Annotated in this window: 11 protein-coding genes; 10 read left to right on the top strand and 1 reads right to left on the bottom strand. The window is 43.7% G+C overall.

What is annotated here, in order from left to right:
- The first annotated feature begins 180 nt into the window (after positions 1–180).
- From IHE35_RS05820 to IHE35_RS05810, 3 genes are all read left to right on the top strand, one after another.
- Complete coding sequence (locus tag IHE35_RS05820; RefSeq protein ID WP_242789702.1) at positions 181–1,056, top strand: MetQ/NlpA family ABC transporter substrate-binding protein; 876 nt, start codon at positions 181–183, stop codon at positions 1,054–1,056.
- A 73-nt stretch (positions 1,057–1,129) separates the two neighbouring features.
- A complete protein-coding gene (locus tag IHE35_RS05815; protein WP_242789701.1) occupies positions 1,130–2,155 on the top strand; it encodes a methionine ABC transporter ATP-binding protein in 1,026 nt (341 codons plus the stop codon).
- Positions 2,152–2,847, top strand: a complete 696-nt coding sequence (locus IHE35_RS05810) for a methionine ABC transporter permease (protein ID WP_242789700.1) — start codon at positions 2,152–2,154, stop codon at positions 2,845–2,847. Before IHE35_RS05815 ends, IHE35_RS05810 begins: the two co-directional genes overlap by 4 nt.
- Positions 2,848–2,914: 67 nt before the next feature.
- On the opposite strand, the gene IHE35_RS05805 is transcribed toward IHE35_RS05810, so the two are convergent.
- On the bottom strand, positions 2,915–3,478 hold the full coding sequence (locus tag IHE35_RS05805) for a hypothetical protein (RefSeq protein WP_242789699.1): 564 nt from the start codon (positions 3,476–3,478) through the stop codon (positions 2,915–2,917).
- Between the two features lie 191 nt (positions 3,479–3,669).
- Here IHE35_RS05805 and dnaE point away from each other — a divergent pair, with 191 nt between their 5' ends.
- From dnaE to fdxA, 7 genes are all read left to right on the top strand, one after another.
- Positions 3,670–7,242 carry a DNA polymerase III subunit alpha gene (gene dnaE / locus IHE35_RS05800; protein WP_242789698.1) on the top strand — a complete coding sequence of 1,191 codons (3,573 nt, stop codon included), beginning with the start codon at positions 3,670–3,672 and terminating at the stop codon, positions 7,240–7,242.
- A gap of 35 nt (positions 7,243–7,277) precedes the next feature.
- Positions 7,278–8,126, top strand: a complete 849-nt coding sequence (locus tag IHE35_RS05795) for an RNA methyltransferase (protein ID WP_242789697.1) — start codon at positions 7,278–7,280, stop codon at positions 8,124–8,126.
- Complete coding sequence (cysE, locus tag IHE35_RS05790) at positions 8,126–8,935, top strand: serine O-acetyltransferase (protein WP_242789696.1); 810 nt, start codon at positions 8,126–8,128, stop codon at positions 8,933–8,935. Before IHE35_RS05795 ends, cysE begins: the two co-directional genes overlap by 1 nt.
- 104 nt (positions 8,936–9,039) lie before the next feature.
- Positions 9,040–9,948: a hypothetical protein gene (locus IHE35_RS05785; protein WP_242789695.1), complete on the top strand. Its 909-nt coding sequence runs from the start codon at positions 9,040–9,042 to the stop codon at positions 9,946–9,948.
- A gap of 117 nt (positions 9,949–10,065) precedes the next feature.
- The gene (locus IHE35_RS05780) at positions 10,066–12,084 is read left to right on the top strand and encodes an alpha/beta hydrolase (protein WP_242789694.1); all 2,019 of its coding nucleotides are present in this window, start codon (positions 10,066–10,068) and stop codon (positions 12,082–12,084) included.
- A 582-nt stretch (positions 12,085–12,666) separates the two neighbouring features.
- Positions 12,667–15,300, top strand: coding sequence for a DNA mismatch repair protein MutS (mutS, locus tag IHE35_RS05775; protein WP_242789693.1), 2,634 nt, complete (start codon positions 12,667–12,669; stop codon positions 15,298–15,300).
- Positions 15,301–15,501: 201 nt separating this feature from the next.
- Positions 15,502–15,825, top strand: a complete 324-nt coding sequence (gene fdxA / locus IHE35_RS05770; RefSeq protein WP_004812595.1) for a ferredoxin FdxA — start codon at positions 15,502–15,504, stop codon at positions 15,823–15,825.
- Positions 15,826–15,833: the final 8 nt, after the last annotated feature.

Here is a 15,833-nt window from a genome sequence, read left to right as displayed (position 1 = left end):
GTGGTTTGGTGAACTCTGACCCGATCGAATTAACGTGAACTGTTGCAGTACATTTGCATTTTCCCTGCCGGAGCCACATGCGACATCGATCCAGGGTCAGATGAAAGTGTAATAAAACTCCACTTCAACATGACCTTAAAATGCATATACTTTAGGCAACACGAGAATTAGGACATCTTTATGAAAAAGCTACTTGGCGTTTTACTCAGTGCATCTGTATTAACACTCACCGCATGCGGAAAACAAGAAGCCCCTGCAACGGATGCAGCACAAAACAAAGATTCAGGTGAACTGCAAACCGTGACGATGGCCTCTACAGGTTCAGATGCTGATATCTGGCGCTACATTGCCACTTTGCCTGAAACCGAGCAAGCTGGCATCAAACTCAATGTGAAAAATTTCACTGACTATGTATCGATGAACACTGCGGTTGCCAATAAAGAAATTGATGTCAACGCATTCCAGTCTTATGCCTATATGGTGGCTTATAACGACGCCAATACACAAAAGATCGCGCCGCTTTCTACGACTTATCTTGAGCCAATGGGGATTTACTCAAGCAAAGTGAAAAAAGTTGAAGAGTTTAAGCAAGGTGCGACAATTGCTATTCCTAACGATGGCGCGAATGAATCACGTGCATTGTTACTTTTACAATCTGCGGGTCTGGTAAAACTTAAACCAAACTTTGACCTGGTAAAAGGTACGCCTGCTGACATCACTGAAAATGCGAAACAGATTGTCATCAAGCCAATTCAAATGGCGACTGCAGTCCGTGTGAAAGATGAAGTAGATGCGATTGTTCTAGGTAATACTTTGGCAATGGAAGGTGGTCTGAACGTATTGAAAGATGCGATCTATTACGAAGCGATTGATCAAAGTACTAAAATGAATGTTAACATTTTAGCTGTCGCTGCTGACCGTCAAAATGATCCTGTACTTCAAAAAGTTGGCCAGTTGTATCATACTCCTGCTGTGAAAGCCTATGTTGATGAACACTTTGGCGGTACAAAAGTTGCGGTAAACAAACCGGTAACTTATTTGACCGAAGCAAAGTAATACAATAATCAATACTCAAAACAGGCAAGGATAACTTGCCTGTTTTTTTATTCGTGATGCAGTATTTGACACTATGATTGAATTTAAAGACATCTCCAAACAGTATGAGCTGAAGGGCCAGACCTTACATGCCCTGAACCAGATCAACCTGCAGATTCCGACTGGCAGTATCTTTGGCATTATTGGCTATAGTGGTGCCGGTAAAAGTACCCTGATCCGCCTAATTAATCTGCTTGAACGCCCTACTTCTGGTCAGGTGATTATCAATGGCACGGACTTTACTGCTTTGGATGCCAAATCATTGCGTCAGGAACGTACCCAGATCGGCATGATTTTCCAGCACTTTAATCTCATGCAGACCAAAACCGTGGCTGCCAATATTGAAATGCCAATGAAACTGCTCGGCTGGAGTAAAGCTGAACGGGAAAAGCGTCTTGAAGAATTGCTGGACTTTATTGACCTGAAACATAAACGTAATGCTTTTCCAGACGAACTCTCTGGCGGTCAGAAGCAGCGTGTCGGAATTGCCCGCGCCTTAGCGAACCATCCGAAGATTTTATTGTGTGATGAAGCAACCTCAGCACTCGATCCGCAAACCACCAAGTCCGTACTGGAACTGCTGAAACGCATTAATCAGGAACAAGGCATTACCATTGTTATGGTCACTCATGAAATGGATGTAATTGAAACTGTATGTGATTATGTCGCAGTCATGGAAAAAGGTGATGTGATTGAAACTGGCTCTACCCTACAGATCTTTAGTCAGCCTCAACATCCGACCACAAAAAACTTTATTCAAACCGTGCTACAGCAAAACTTGCCCGTAAATATTCTGACGAATCTGGAAAATCAGAATCATCACAGTATTTATTGTTTAAAATTCTTGGGCAGCTCAGCTCAGGAAACCGTGATTCAAGGCGTCATTAAACAGTTTGATATCAGCTTGAATATCCTGTTTGCCAATATGACTGAAATTAATGGTTCAGTGATTGGACAGATGTTTATTCAGCTTCTCGGTGATCCCGCACAAATTACAGCGGCAATACAATATCTCAGAGATCATGGCGTACAGGTAGATCAGGCAGGAGTACAGGAATGAGAGACTTAATTGTACAGTGGCTCACTACGATCACTGCCCCATTCTGGAAAAGTTCGCTGTCCATGGATCAGTTCGTGACTGCACTGCAAGAAACCTTCCATATGGTGTTCTTCGCAATGCTGTTTGGCTGTATTTGGGGCTTTATTCAGGCCATCATTTTGCTGGTGACCCGTCCTGACGGCATTCTGCCAAACCGGGTGATTTATCATGGCTTAAACCCGATTGTAAATGCGCTGCGTTCCTTGCCCTTTATTATCCTGCTGATTGCCTTTATTCCACTGACCAAATTACTGGTGGGTACGTCTATTGGTACATGGGCCGCAATTGTGCCACTGACCATTTATATTGGTCCGTATATGGGCCGGTTAATTGAAACTTCATTGCTTGAAGTGAATGAAGGCATTATCGAATCGGCACAAGCGATGGGTGCCTCTCCCCTGCAAATTATTTTCAAGTTTATTTTGCCTGAAGCACGCAGCTCCCTGATTTTAAACCTGACCACAGCCACCATTAGCCTGATTGGTGCAACGGCGATGGCCGGTGCCGTGGGTGCAGGTGGTATTGGTGACCTTGCCATTTCCTATGGTTACCAGCGTTTCGATACCAGTGTGGTCATTTTGACCGTTATTGTGCTTTTATTATTAGTGCAATTTGTGCAGACCTTTGGTGAATGGCTGTCACGTCTGCGATAGCTAATTGTTTTAAATAAATTTAATAAAGTAAAACCTTCAACTTAAAGGTTTTACTTTAAGCAATCTGTCATAAATATTCTAAGTTTCTACAATTATCAGTATTTATTGATATTTCACCCATTTTTTTCATATCAAGACCAAAAAACTTATAAATAAAGTTGGCTCCAGCTTCTAAATACTCAATTGACTCTCTATCATTACAATTTAGTTTTAGCATTTGATTTATATAAGAATCATTCATTATATCCCAACGATTTAAAGGAGTAACTACTGTATAAACCACTGTGAGATCATTTACCTGAGCATCAATAATTGTACTCTTATCTTCATTTTGAATTGGTAAAGTCTTTGAAAAAGCAATAGTTTCAGTATACAGTTTTTGATTAATTGTAGATGTAGATAATGTCTTACTTTCTAACTCTTTTATCTCATGAGGAAGTTCGCTTTCATTGCTTTCAGTTTCATACTTTTCATCACTTTCAGGATGATAAGTTACTGTAACTGGTTTGACTTGCGATAAATCATTCATGAAATCAAAATAATTATTTAAATAACCATATTTGCCTAGTAATAAAATTAAACCCAAACATACCACACCACCCTTTAAAGCTAAAAATTTCTTAAAGTTCATATAAATAAATTATCATAAAATTAATATAATTTTATTTTATTAGTTAAATTTATCAATACTCCGACAACAAAACATATTTTTTCTTTTTGTTCAATTTTCAGCTTTATTTCTGTGAGATATCAAAAAATTTTAGTCTATATATAGCCTACTAGCATGCTAAACTATCCAGTGGTTTTTGCAGGGACTCATTTATGCACTTTGTTCATCTTGGTATTCATACAGAATTTTCGATTACTGAATCCATCGTACGGATACCGGACCTGGTCAAAGCTGCTGCTAATGACGAGATGCCAGCACTCGCGCTGACTGATTTATCTAATCTACATGCCGCAGTCAAATTCTATAAAAAATGCCTGGATAAAGGCATTAAACCGATTCTCGGTTCTGAAATCCGTCTGAATGATGCCGAACATCGTGTCACCCTGCTTTCCATGACCAACAAAGGCTGGCGCAACCTGACCGAACTGGTTTCTGAAGGTTATATTAGTGGCCAGCAGCTCGATATTCCTTGCGTACAGAAAGATTGGATCTTAAAGCAGCACGATGACATGATCATATTGCTGGGTATGCAATCCGATGTCGGCAAAATGCTGATTACCTCAAATCCCGATAAAGCTGAACCTTTACTACAGGAATGGGTAGAAAAATTTGGTAATCGCGTATATTTAGCGCTTACTCGTACAAGTCGTCCGAATGAAGACCTTTTCATTGAAGAAGCGGTCAAACTCGCCAAAAAATATAATATCGGTGTAGTCGCACATAATGACGTGCACTTTATTGCACGTGAAGATTTTGAAGCACACGAAGCACGTGTCTGTATTGCCGATGGTTATGTACTTGGTGATAATCGCCGCCCTAAAACCTATAGTCCTGAACAGTACTTTAAAAGCTCAACAGAAATGGCAGAGCTTTTCTCGGATATTCCAACCGCAATTGAAAACACCTTTCATATCGCAAGACGTTGTAATGTTACCTTGCGACTGGGCTTTAATGACCTGCCGGACTATCCGATTCCAGAAGGTCATACCATTGGCAGTTATTTCACCCATTTGTGTGAAGTCGGTCTGGAAGAACGCCTAGACTTTCTGTATCCACCTGAAAAACGTGGTGAGGACTGGCCGGAAATCCGTCAGCCTTATGATGAACGTCTGGCTTTTGAAATCAAAATTATTCTGGACATGGGCTTCCCGGGTTACTTCCTGATCGTAATGGACTTCATTCAATGGTCCAAAGGTAATGGGGTGCCGGTAGGTCCGGGTCGTGGTTCGGGTGCCGGTTCTCTAGTAGCCTATAGTTTAAAAATTACTGACCTTGATCCACTGCGTTATGACCTGCTATTCGAACGTTTCTTAAACCCGGAACGTGTTTCGATGCCCGACTTTGACGTCGATTTCTGTATTGCCGGTCGTGACCGCGTGATTGATTATGTGGCGCGTACTTATGGCCGGGATGCAGTTTCCCAGATTGCAACCTTCGGTACCATGGCGGCCAAAGGTGCAATTCGTGACGTGGCACGTGTCCTGGGTAAATCCTATGGTCTTGCCGATCGTATTTCCAAACTGATTCCAACCAAGCCTTTGGGCTTAAGCCTGGAAGAATCTCTGGAAGCCGAACCGCAACTAAAAGATGTGGTCACCAATCCATCCAACCCGGATTATGACGATGCTTCTGAAATCTGGGAAATGGCACTGAAGCTTGAAGGTATTACCCGGAATACCGGTAAACATGCCGGTGGCGTGGTGATTGCGCCAACCAAGCTGACCGACTACTCAGCCGTGATGTGTGATGCTGATGGTACAGCACGGGTTGCCCAGTTCGATAAGGACGATGTCGAAGCTGCCGGTTTGGTGAAGTTCGACTTCCTAGGTCTACGTAACCTGACCGTAATTGAAGATGCGGTTAAAAATATCAATAAGCGAATCCAGAGCGATAAACCGCTGGATATTGCTTACATCCCCTTAGATGACAAAGATGCCTATCTGGTCTTTGCTGAAGCCAATACCACAGCGGTCTTCCAGTTTGAATCCGTGGGCATGAAAAAGATGCTGAAAGAGGCACGCCCAAGTAAATTTGAAGAGATTATTGCTTTCGTATCATTATACCGTCCGGGTCCAATGGATCTAATTCCTGACTTTATTCATCGTATGCACGGCGGTGAGTTTGAATATCTGCATCCTCTGCTAGAAGGCGTATTAGAGCCAACTTACGGGATTATGGTCTATCAGGAACAGGTCATGCAGGCTGCGCAGTTCTGTGCCGGCTATACCCTTGGCGGCGCGGACTTGCTGCGTCGTGCGATGGGTAAGAAAAAGCCTGAGGAAATGGTCAAGCAGCGTAAGATCTTCATTGAAGGTGCTGCGAAAAAAGATATTGATGAAGCTACTGCTAACCATATCTTCGACTATATGGAAAAATTCGCTGGTTATGGTTTTAACAAATCGCATGCAGCCGCTTACGCACTTGTTGCCTACCAGACAGCCTGGCTGAAAGCACATTATCCGGCTGAGTTCCTGGCAGCGGTGATGTCTTCGGAAATGCAGAATACAGATAACGTAGTATTCCTGATTGATGACTGCCGCAAGAACAATCTGGAAGTGTTACCACCGTCAGTCAATATGTCGATTTATCAGTTCCATGCTACTGATGAAAAAACCATTGTCTATGGTTTGGGAGCAATCAAAGGCGTGGGTGAAGCGGCCATGCAGTCGGTGATCGAATCACGTCAGAAAGAAGGTCCATATAAAGACCTGTTTGACTTCTGTCACCGTATCGACCTGAAGAAAATCAACAAACGTACGCTCGAAGCCTTGATCCGTGCTGGTGCACTGGATTGCTTGGGCATTGAACGCGCTGATTTAATGGCACAGCTTCCTGAAGCAGTACAGGCTGCAGATCAGGCCCGTCAGAACCGTGAAACCGGGATCATGGATCTATTTGGTGAAGTTGAAGAAGTTCAGCGTAAACCGGCCAAACCGGTGAAACCTTGGTCTGATGAAGTTCGTCTCAAAGGTGAAAAAGATACACTCGGCCTATATCTAACGGGTCACCCAATTGATGTATATCGTAATGAGCTAAAAGCATTCGTACCTTGTCAGATCAATGAATTAACCCCGACCCGTCGTGGTGTAACGACTGTGTTTGCTGGTCTGGTAGTCGATGTCGCTAACTTCCCGAACCGGATGATGGTGACATTAGATGATGGTACGGCACGTATCGAAATCTCCACCAACCATGAACGCTTCCAGCGCTTTAAAGACATCGTTCAGGTGGATAAAGTCGTGGTGATTGAAGGTGAAATTTACGAGCGTGAAGGTTTTGATCGCCCGATGGGACGTTTGACCAAAGCCTTTAGCCTGAACGAAATCCGTCAGAAACGTGCTAACAGCATCAAGATTACCTTGCAAGCTGAACATTACAGCAAAACCCTCAGCCGTGACTTGCAGCAAATTCTGATGCCATATACCAATGTGGATATGAGCACGCATATTCCAGTGATTCTGTATCTGGATTATGGCTATGCCACAGCCGAGCTGCATCTGGGCCTAAACTGGAAAGTTGCGCCGCTAGATGAGCTGCTCGCCAAGTTGCGTGACTATTTTGGTAAAGCTGCCTTGCATATTGAATACCAGGTTAAATCTAAAGCCGCCCGCGCGGTATCTTATGAAGAAGCCAAGCCGGTTGAAGTGCCACCTCCTCCTGCAGATATGAGTATGGATGATGCCATGGCACAGTATGAAGCCGAGTCTCAGCCGCAATATTCATAAATTCTGACCTTTAAAATACTTATATTGGAATCATCATGAGTCAAATTGACAATGCTGCTGTTTCAGCACATCTCTCCCATGTGCGTATTGTCATGGTTAATACCACCCTGCCTGCCAATATTGGTAGTGCCTTACGTGCTATGAAAACCATGGGCCTGTGCAAACTGGTCTTGGTTGCACCAAAAACCTACCCGCATCCAGATATTGATGCGCTGGCTGCAGGTGCGACCGATCTGATCGAACAGATTGAAATCGTCGAGACACTGGAAGACGCGATTAAAGATTGTCAGGTGGTTTTCGGTACCAGCGCGCGTAGCCGTACCATTCCCTGGCCTCTTCTGGATGTGCGTCCTGCGGCTGAAAAAGCGCTGTCTGCGGTCGTGCAAGAGCAACAGGAAATTGCGATTCTGTTTGGTCGTGAAGACCGTGGCCTGACCAATGAAGAACTGGCGATGGCCAATTATCATCTCACTATTCCTGTGAATACTGACTACGGCGTACTCAATGTAGCTCAGGCAATTCAGGTGATCTGCTATGAACTGCGTATGGCTGCATTGGATCAGGTAGAACATCCGCGTGATCCTAAAGCCACCATGCAGGTCATTGATGGCATTGAAATGGAATGGGATGAACCGCTGGTGAATCATGAACAGATGGAACAGTTCTACCCGCATCTGGAAAAAATGCTGGCAGAAATTGAGTTTATGGATCCAAAAAATCCACGATTATTGCCTTTACGCTTGCGTCGCCTATTTGGACGTATACAATTAGATCGTATGGAATATCATTTACTCCGTGGGATTTTCAGTCGGGTTCAAGCCTTGAATAATGGTACCTGGAAGAAATCTTCACACACTACCCAACAGGACAAGGATCAAATCTAATGTTTAAACAGCTCAAAGAGGATATACAGGCTGTCTTCGCGCGCGATCCTGCTGCACGCAACACCCTGGAAGTCTTGACCACATATCCTGGCATTCACGCGCTGATGATGCATCGTGTGGCGCATGAATTGTGGAACAAAGACTGTAAAGGCACGGCACGTGCTTTATCCTCATTCAGCCGTTTTGCGACAGGAATTGAAATCCATCCGGGTGCCAAGATTGGCCGCCGTTTCTTTATTGACCATGGTATGGGTGTGGTGATTGGTGAAACTGCAGAAATTGGTGATGATGTTACCCTCTATCACGGTGTGACCTTGGGTGGTACGACCTGGAATAAAGGCAAGCGTCATCCAACTTTAGAAGATGGCGTTGTCGTAGGTGCCGGGGCAAAAATTCTCGGTCCATTTACCGTAGGTAAAAATGCCAAAGTGGGTTCAAATGCAGTCGTTACCAAAGCTGTTCCAGAAAATACAACTGCTGTCGGTAACCCTGCCCGGTTTATTACCAAAGACCAGCCGAAAGATGAGGCTGAAGCACGTCGACGCGATTATGCAGAAAGTATCGGGTTCCAGCCATATGCGACCACACAAGATCAGTCCGATCCGATTATTGAAGGCATGCGTGTCCTGCTTGATCGTATTCAACAAAATGAAAAACGCATGAATATGCTTTGCAACCGTTTATCTATGCTTGACCCTACTTTCAAGAAAAACCAGTTGAATGAACATCCGCTTAGCGAGGAAGATATGAAGATTCTGGAAGAAGCTCGCCGTGAGTGCGAAGCACAGACTTCTCAGTCTAAGGCCTGATCAAAACGGTAACACGCAGTAACTTGCATGTTTGCTACAGTTTTCTTAGACTGACGAACATGCAAACTCACAATTTTCCAAAATAACATAAATGGATGTATACCATGACATTTAAGCCTTTGGCACTTGCCTGCTTAGCAGCGCTCGCATTGACCGCATGTTCAACTCCATCCCAAAAGCAAAACACACCTAAAAATGCAATGGTGTTCGCTGAGCCGGAACTGACTCCACCATTTTATGCATTAAATCCATTCAATTATAACGAACCACCTCCATTTGAAGTGCACTTGCAAAAAGCTGCTGCTGCACCTGTAACCAAAATGGTGGTGAACCGTGCTGATAATCCATCCGAAAAAATTACCCTTGATGTGAATCGTCTGATCATTCCAACTGTAAACAGCACTACACGTTCTATGCGTTATGCGACTTTAGCTGGGCCGAATGAAATTGATATCACTGAAATTGATGATTTCTTGCAATTAGTTGAAGGTAAAGCACGTCACTACCCACCACGTTTTAGTGACCGTCAGGAACGTAGAGGCTTTGAACTGAAACTGAGACGTGTAACTCAGGAACTCGATACTTTAGCTGCCAACAATAATGCCTCTTTCGACATTTTAATGCGTGCATTTAAAGCCAGCGTCATGGCACGTAACCTAGACCTAGGTTCAGTCTACACCACTAAATCTTTGGCCTATGCACAGCGTATTCTGAAATTGAACCAAGATGATGCTGAAGCAAACTTCTGGTTCGGTTTTGGCCTGTCTGAGGGTGGCGGTCAGCGTGAAGCAATTCCATATCTGGAAAAAGCCATGAAAGCGGGTGTTCAGGAAGCGTATTTATCTGCGGCAAATAACTACATTGCCATGGAAAATAAAAAGAATGCAGTTCAGGTATTGAAAAATTATAAGGTGAAATACCCACAAGAAGCACAAGTAGCAGATCAGTTGATTCAGGAAATTGAGAAGCAAGGTCGCTGGAATGTATGGCAAGTGCTGACACCAAAAAATTAAGGTGAAAATACTCGTGATTCGAGTTACAAAATAGACTGCTTCGGCAGTCTTTTTTTTGATAAAAATGAGTAGAATACAGAATATTATTTCAATATTTAACAGAGCTCTAGATTTCATATGCACTATAAAATGAATAACGCATTCGTCCTCTGTTCACTACTGCTTACCTTGGCTTTGACTGGCTGTCAGGTGGTCAGTGTGAAAGAACAAGCCTTCAATGTCACCATCATTAATGAACGTGACAGCATTTTGACCCGGGATAAACTAAGTGAAGCCAGCCTGAATGTTCTGTCCATGACCGGGCGTGAAGCACGCGTTTGTACTGAACAACCGCAGGAATGTGTAGAGGCGCTCAAGGAAATTCCACAGATTCTGGATGAACAGCTCTTATCTACTGCCAGTGAATTGTATCTGGCCAAATCGCTGCAATTGGGTAAAGGTTCAGAATGCAAAAGCAGCGTTCTGACCAAGACCCAATCTGAAGAAAAAAAGCAGCTACAAAAGCAGAACATCCAGAAATGCCAGGATCAGCAGCTGGTGATGCTGGACCAGAGTATTCGTTATAGCTATGCCTATCTGTTCAAAACCCAGCGTGCGCCACAAGATCGTATCTTTGACAACCGTCAGGTACAGATTCGTGACTTTTATAACCTGGCGATCTCGCATTTGATCCATGTTTATTCCGAGCGTCATCAGGCCAAAGAAGGCAGCCGCAAGATTCAGGTCGGCAACAGCATTTATACAGTAGATTTCGAAAACTATCCTGAAATTAAGAACCAGCCTTTTGAGAAGCTCATGTCGACCTATAACATGAATTTCTCTGGTCTACGTTCAATTACCCGTCGAGACGGTTTTGGTTCGGAATTTGTAGTGGTCCTTCCCGAAGAGAAACGCATTACTCCAAATAACAAATATATTGTCGATCCTTTGAATTTCAAATATGCAGAAGGCAGCAATCCGAATATTCATTCAGCACGTTATCTGGCCACCACCATTACCGCCGTCCCTAAATCTGCGACCAGTGTTGATCAGATTATTAATGGTCCGGAATTTCAGCTCAAACTGCATGACCCCTACAAACATGAAAAAGTAACCGTTGCAGGTAAACAATATGCACTGGCTGCAAATTTCTCGGCACCCTATGGTCTATGGCTGGCTGAAAATAACCTGGGACGTGCTGCCTATCTGGTGCTGATTGACCGGGATGACAACCTGATCATGCCGCATCTTTATATGCTCGAACCCTACAATCCGAAGAAAAAAGTGATTGTCCTGATCCATGGCCTAGCCAGCAGTCCTGAAGCCTGGATCCGTCTAACCAATGACATCATGGGTGATCCGGTACTGCGTGAAAATTTCCAGGTCTGGCAAGTATTCTATTCAACCAATATGCCAATTCTGGAGAGCCGTTATCAGATCAATGCCCTGATTCAGCAAGGTTTCCAACGCATCAATGCACAGGATCCTGCCAAAAAAGATGCCGTACTGGTTGGTCATAGTATGGGTGGCGTGATCGCCCGCCTCTTGGTGAGTGATGCCAATCTGATTCCACGTACGGAAGAACTGATTAATAACCGCCGTATCGAACGTTTCCGCAATAATTCATTATTTAAAGCGCGTCTACAGCTTAAACCGATTCCAAACTTTAGCCGAGGTATTTTTCTGGCTACCCCACATCGCGGGACTGATTATGCAGATCGCTGGTTTACCCTGGCAGCCCGTAAAATTATCCGCTTACCCGGTGCATTTCTGGGCGCATTTGCAGATACTCTACAAGGTGATATTGGGCTGGATGATTTCATCAAGGAAATTGGTCATGACCTGATTCAGAACGGTCCAAGCGATTTATCCAAAAATTCGAAATTCAATGCCCTGACCCGTGATGTCGTGCCATATAAAGGCTTTAAATTCCATAACATCATGGGCAATATGACGGATAGTAACGATAAATCAGTGATGACAGATGATGTGGTTCCCTATCAAAGTGCCGAGCTAAAAGGTGCAATCTCTGAGGAAATTATCAAAGGCGGTCATTCGATTCAGGAAACCCCTGAAGCTGTACTCGAATTACGTCGTATCTTACGCTTGCACCTGACTGAACTAGGTTTATATAAACCACAAAAAGTACTGAAATAAGCGTAAAAAAACCGAAGTTAAAACTTCGGTTTTTTATTTTTCTATCTTCCTGAATAATTAGCAATCCAGATTTATTTAATTTCAGCTAATGAGTGTTCATAGGAGATGATAAAGATAGTCCTACAGTTAAATTAATTTCTTGTGATTTATATGAAATATAAATTTTACGCACATTACAGGGTATTTCTTTAGCAGGATATTTTATCCGTGCTATCAATAGCTTAAAGGTTGAATACAACTTTAAATATTAGCAGTCAGGCGACTGTATTTGCTTAGCAATGGTAGCTTATAAAATAAGATCGCTCCGCGTCACTCTAAAAACAATGTATATATGATTGAAGGCCGATTCATATCCGTATTTTTTCGTATTTAAAACCAGCAATCTTTCAGCCGACTCGACAGAAGTCATCGAATCCATTTCTTTCTAAAAATTAATTTTGCTAGACTTAGCTCAAGACACATTTTGCATGGCTGTTTTGATGGTTTCTGCTTGAGCAAATGAATAGCGACTATATTACTATATTGCTGTCAGACCATCATCAAAAAACAGCCTGCCTATTATTTTTAAAGGATTTCTTCTTAATGACCAGTTCAGAACTCATGACTGATCTTTCTACCTTAACACCTATGATGCAGCAATATATGTCTGTAAAGATGCAGCATCCGCATTCATTGATGTTCTATCGCATGGGTGATTTCTACGAACTGTTCTTTGAAGATGCCCATAAAGCAGCCAAAATTCTTGGCATTACTCTGACCCATCGCGGTAAGGCCAATGGCCAGCCGATTCCAATGGCAGGTGTGCCTTTTCATGCGGCAGAAGGCTATCTGGCCCGTCTGGTGAAAAAAGGCGAAACCGTGGTGATCTGCGAACAGATTGGAGAGGTCACAGGTAAAGGCCCGGTTGAACGTGGCGTGGTACGGATTATTACCCCTGGAACATTAACCGATGATGCCCTGCTGGGTGCACATCAAACCTCTAATCTGGTTGCGCTATGTATTCAGCAAAATAAAATTGGAATTGCCCTGCTAGATCTGAGCGCCGGTATTTTCAAGGTACAGCAAATTGATTATGACCTGAACCAGCTGGCGATTGAGCTGGCACGCCTGATGCCTAGCGAAATTGTCGTTGATGAGAATCTGCAAGAGCAGGATCTGATTGAACATTTAAAACGCCAACTGGATGTACCGGTCAGCAAACGTCCAAATGTCGACTTTAACCTGAACAATGCCCAGAAAACTCTATGTGACCAGTTTGCTGTAAGTACACTGGCAGGTTTTGGGATTGATCATCTGCCACTCGCCAAAGCTGCAGCGGCTGCATTGATTCACTATGCCAAAGAAACCCAGAAAACTGCGCTGCCGCATATTCGTACTATTCAGCTAGAACAAAGTTTTGACTTTATTGCGCTAGATCCAGTGACTCGACGCAACTTAGAGCTGATTGAACCCTTATTTGAACATGGTACTTCGCTGTTTCAGTTGATCAATGATTGCCAGACAGCGATGGGTGGCCGCCTGCTGAGTCGTACCCTGATGCAGCCCTTACGCGATACTGCCATTTTGGATGAGCGCCTGGATGCGACTCAGGTATTATTAGACGGCTTCCATGAATCACCAGTACGTCTGGTCTTAAAAGAAATCAGTGATATTGAACGTGTATTGAGCCGTATTGCACTCGGCAGTGCACGTCCACGTGATCTGGTTCAGCTGCGTCAGGCCTGTGCCCAGATCCCATTCCTGCGTCATGCACTACAACCGATGGTCAACCAGCAGCAGTCCAAATTACTCGTCCAACTGAATGAAGAACTTGGTGATTTCCATGGCCTACATCAACGCTTGATATCAGCCATTGTGGAAAATCCACCTGTTCTGTTACGTGATGGCAATGTTATTGCCGAGGGCTTTGATGCAGAACTGGATGAATTACGCAAAATCCGTGATCATGCTGGGCAGTTCCTGATTGATCTGGAAATAAAGGAGCGTGAGCAAAGCGGCATTCCAACCCTGAAAATTGGCTACAATCGTGTCAGTGGCTACTATATTGAACTGACCCGTGCACAGGCTGAACAGGCACCGGAACATTATATTCGTCGCCAGACATTAAAAAATGCTGAACGTTACATCACGCCAGAGCTGAAAGCTTTTGAAGATAAAGTCCTCTCCAGCGAATCGCGTGCACTGGCGCGTGAAAAATTGTTATTTGAAATGCTGCTGGATGAATTGCGTGAGGACATTGGCAACCTGCAAATGATGAGCAGTGCCATCGCACAGATTGATCTGCTGTGTAACTTTGCGCATCAGGCACGCTTACGTAACTGGTCACGTCCAAAATATAGTCCGGAAATTGGCTTAAAAATCCAGGCAGGTCGTCATCCCGTGGTGGAAGCATTAAGCAAAACTGCCTTTACCCCGAATGATACACAACTGGATTATCAGCACCGGATGGCAATTATCACCGGTCCAAACATGGGTGGTAAATCTACCTTTATGCGTCAGACTGCACTGATTGCCCTCTTGGCCTATTGCGGTAGCTATGTTCCAGCGCAGGCTGTAACTTTAGGTCCAATTGACCGCATCTTTACCCGGATTGGTTCAGCAGATGACCTGTCTACAGGTAAATCCACCTTCATGGTAGAAATGACCGAAACTTCGCAGATTCTGCATCATGCGACAAGTCAATCACTCGTGCTGATGGATGAAGTCGGCCGTGGAACCAGTACCTATGATGGTCTGTCTTTGGCTTGGGCATGCGTACTGGATCTCACCCGTCGTATTCAATGTTTATGTCTGTTTGCTACGCATTATTTTGAGTTGACTGAACTAGCTAGCGAATCAGGTATTGATAACTACCATGTGACTGCCCGTGAAGTGAATGGCAATCTGATCCTGCTACACAAAGTGCAACAAGGTCCAGCCAGCCAGAGTCATGGTCTACAGGTCGCTAAACTTGCCGGTATTCCAGCAAGCGTGATCCGGGAAGCACAAAACCGACTGCGTATTCTGGAAAAGCAGCATCATACCAAGCCTCAAAGTCCACAACCTGATCTGTTTGCGATTGAACAGGTAGAAACAGTCATTGAACGGATTGTAGAGGTGGAAAAACCATCAGCTGCGCTTGAATTGCTGGAAGATATTGATGTCGACAGCCTCAGTCCACGTGAAGCCTTACAGCAGCTTTATGCATTGAAAGACCTGCTGAAACTGCCAGGTTAAAACCCTTAACCGCCTCATTTAATATGAGGCGGTTTTATATAAGGCGGTCATAATCTCTGAATTTGATAGCTGCATAGGTTTTTTGTAAAAATAACAGCCCTATATATAACAAATATCAATAAAAGGAATTGTTAGTTGCTGCAGTTTTTGCCTAAAATACACATTAGTTATTAGAACCATATTTTTTAGGTAGCTGTCGCCATGACCTTCGTTGTCACTGAAAATTGTATTAAATGTAAATATCAAGACTGTGTTGAAGTTTGCCCTGTAGATTGTTTCTATGAAGGTCCGAACTTCCTTGTAATTAACCCGGACGAATGTATCGACTGCGCGTTATGTGAACCAGAATGTCCTGCAAATGCAATTTTCTCTGAAGATGAGTTACCTGAGGGCCAGGAAGTATTCATCGAATTGAATGCTGAGCTGTCTCAAAAATGGCCGAATATCACTCAAATTGGTGATCAGCCAGCTGACCGTGAAGAATGGAACGGTAAGGCAGATAAACTGCAATATCTTGAAAAGTAATTTTCAAA

Origin of the sequence: Acinetobacter sp. ASP199 (assembly GCF_022700675.1) — a bacterium.
Taxonomy (GTDB): domain Bacteria; phylum Pseudomonadota; class Gammaproteobacteria; order Pseudomonadales; family Moraxellaceae; genus Acinetobacter.
The sequence above is the reverse complement of the archived record's forward strand: the minus strand, read 5'-3'. Positions and strand labels throughout refer to the sequence as shown.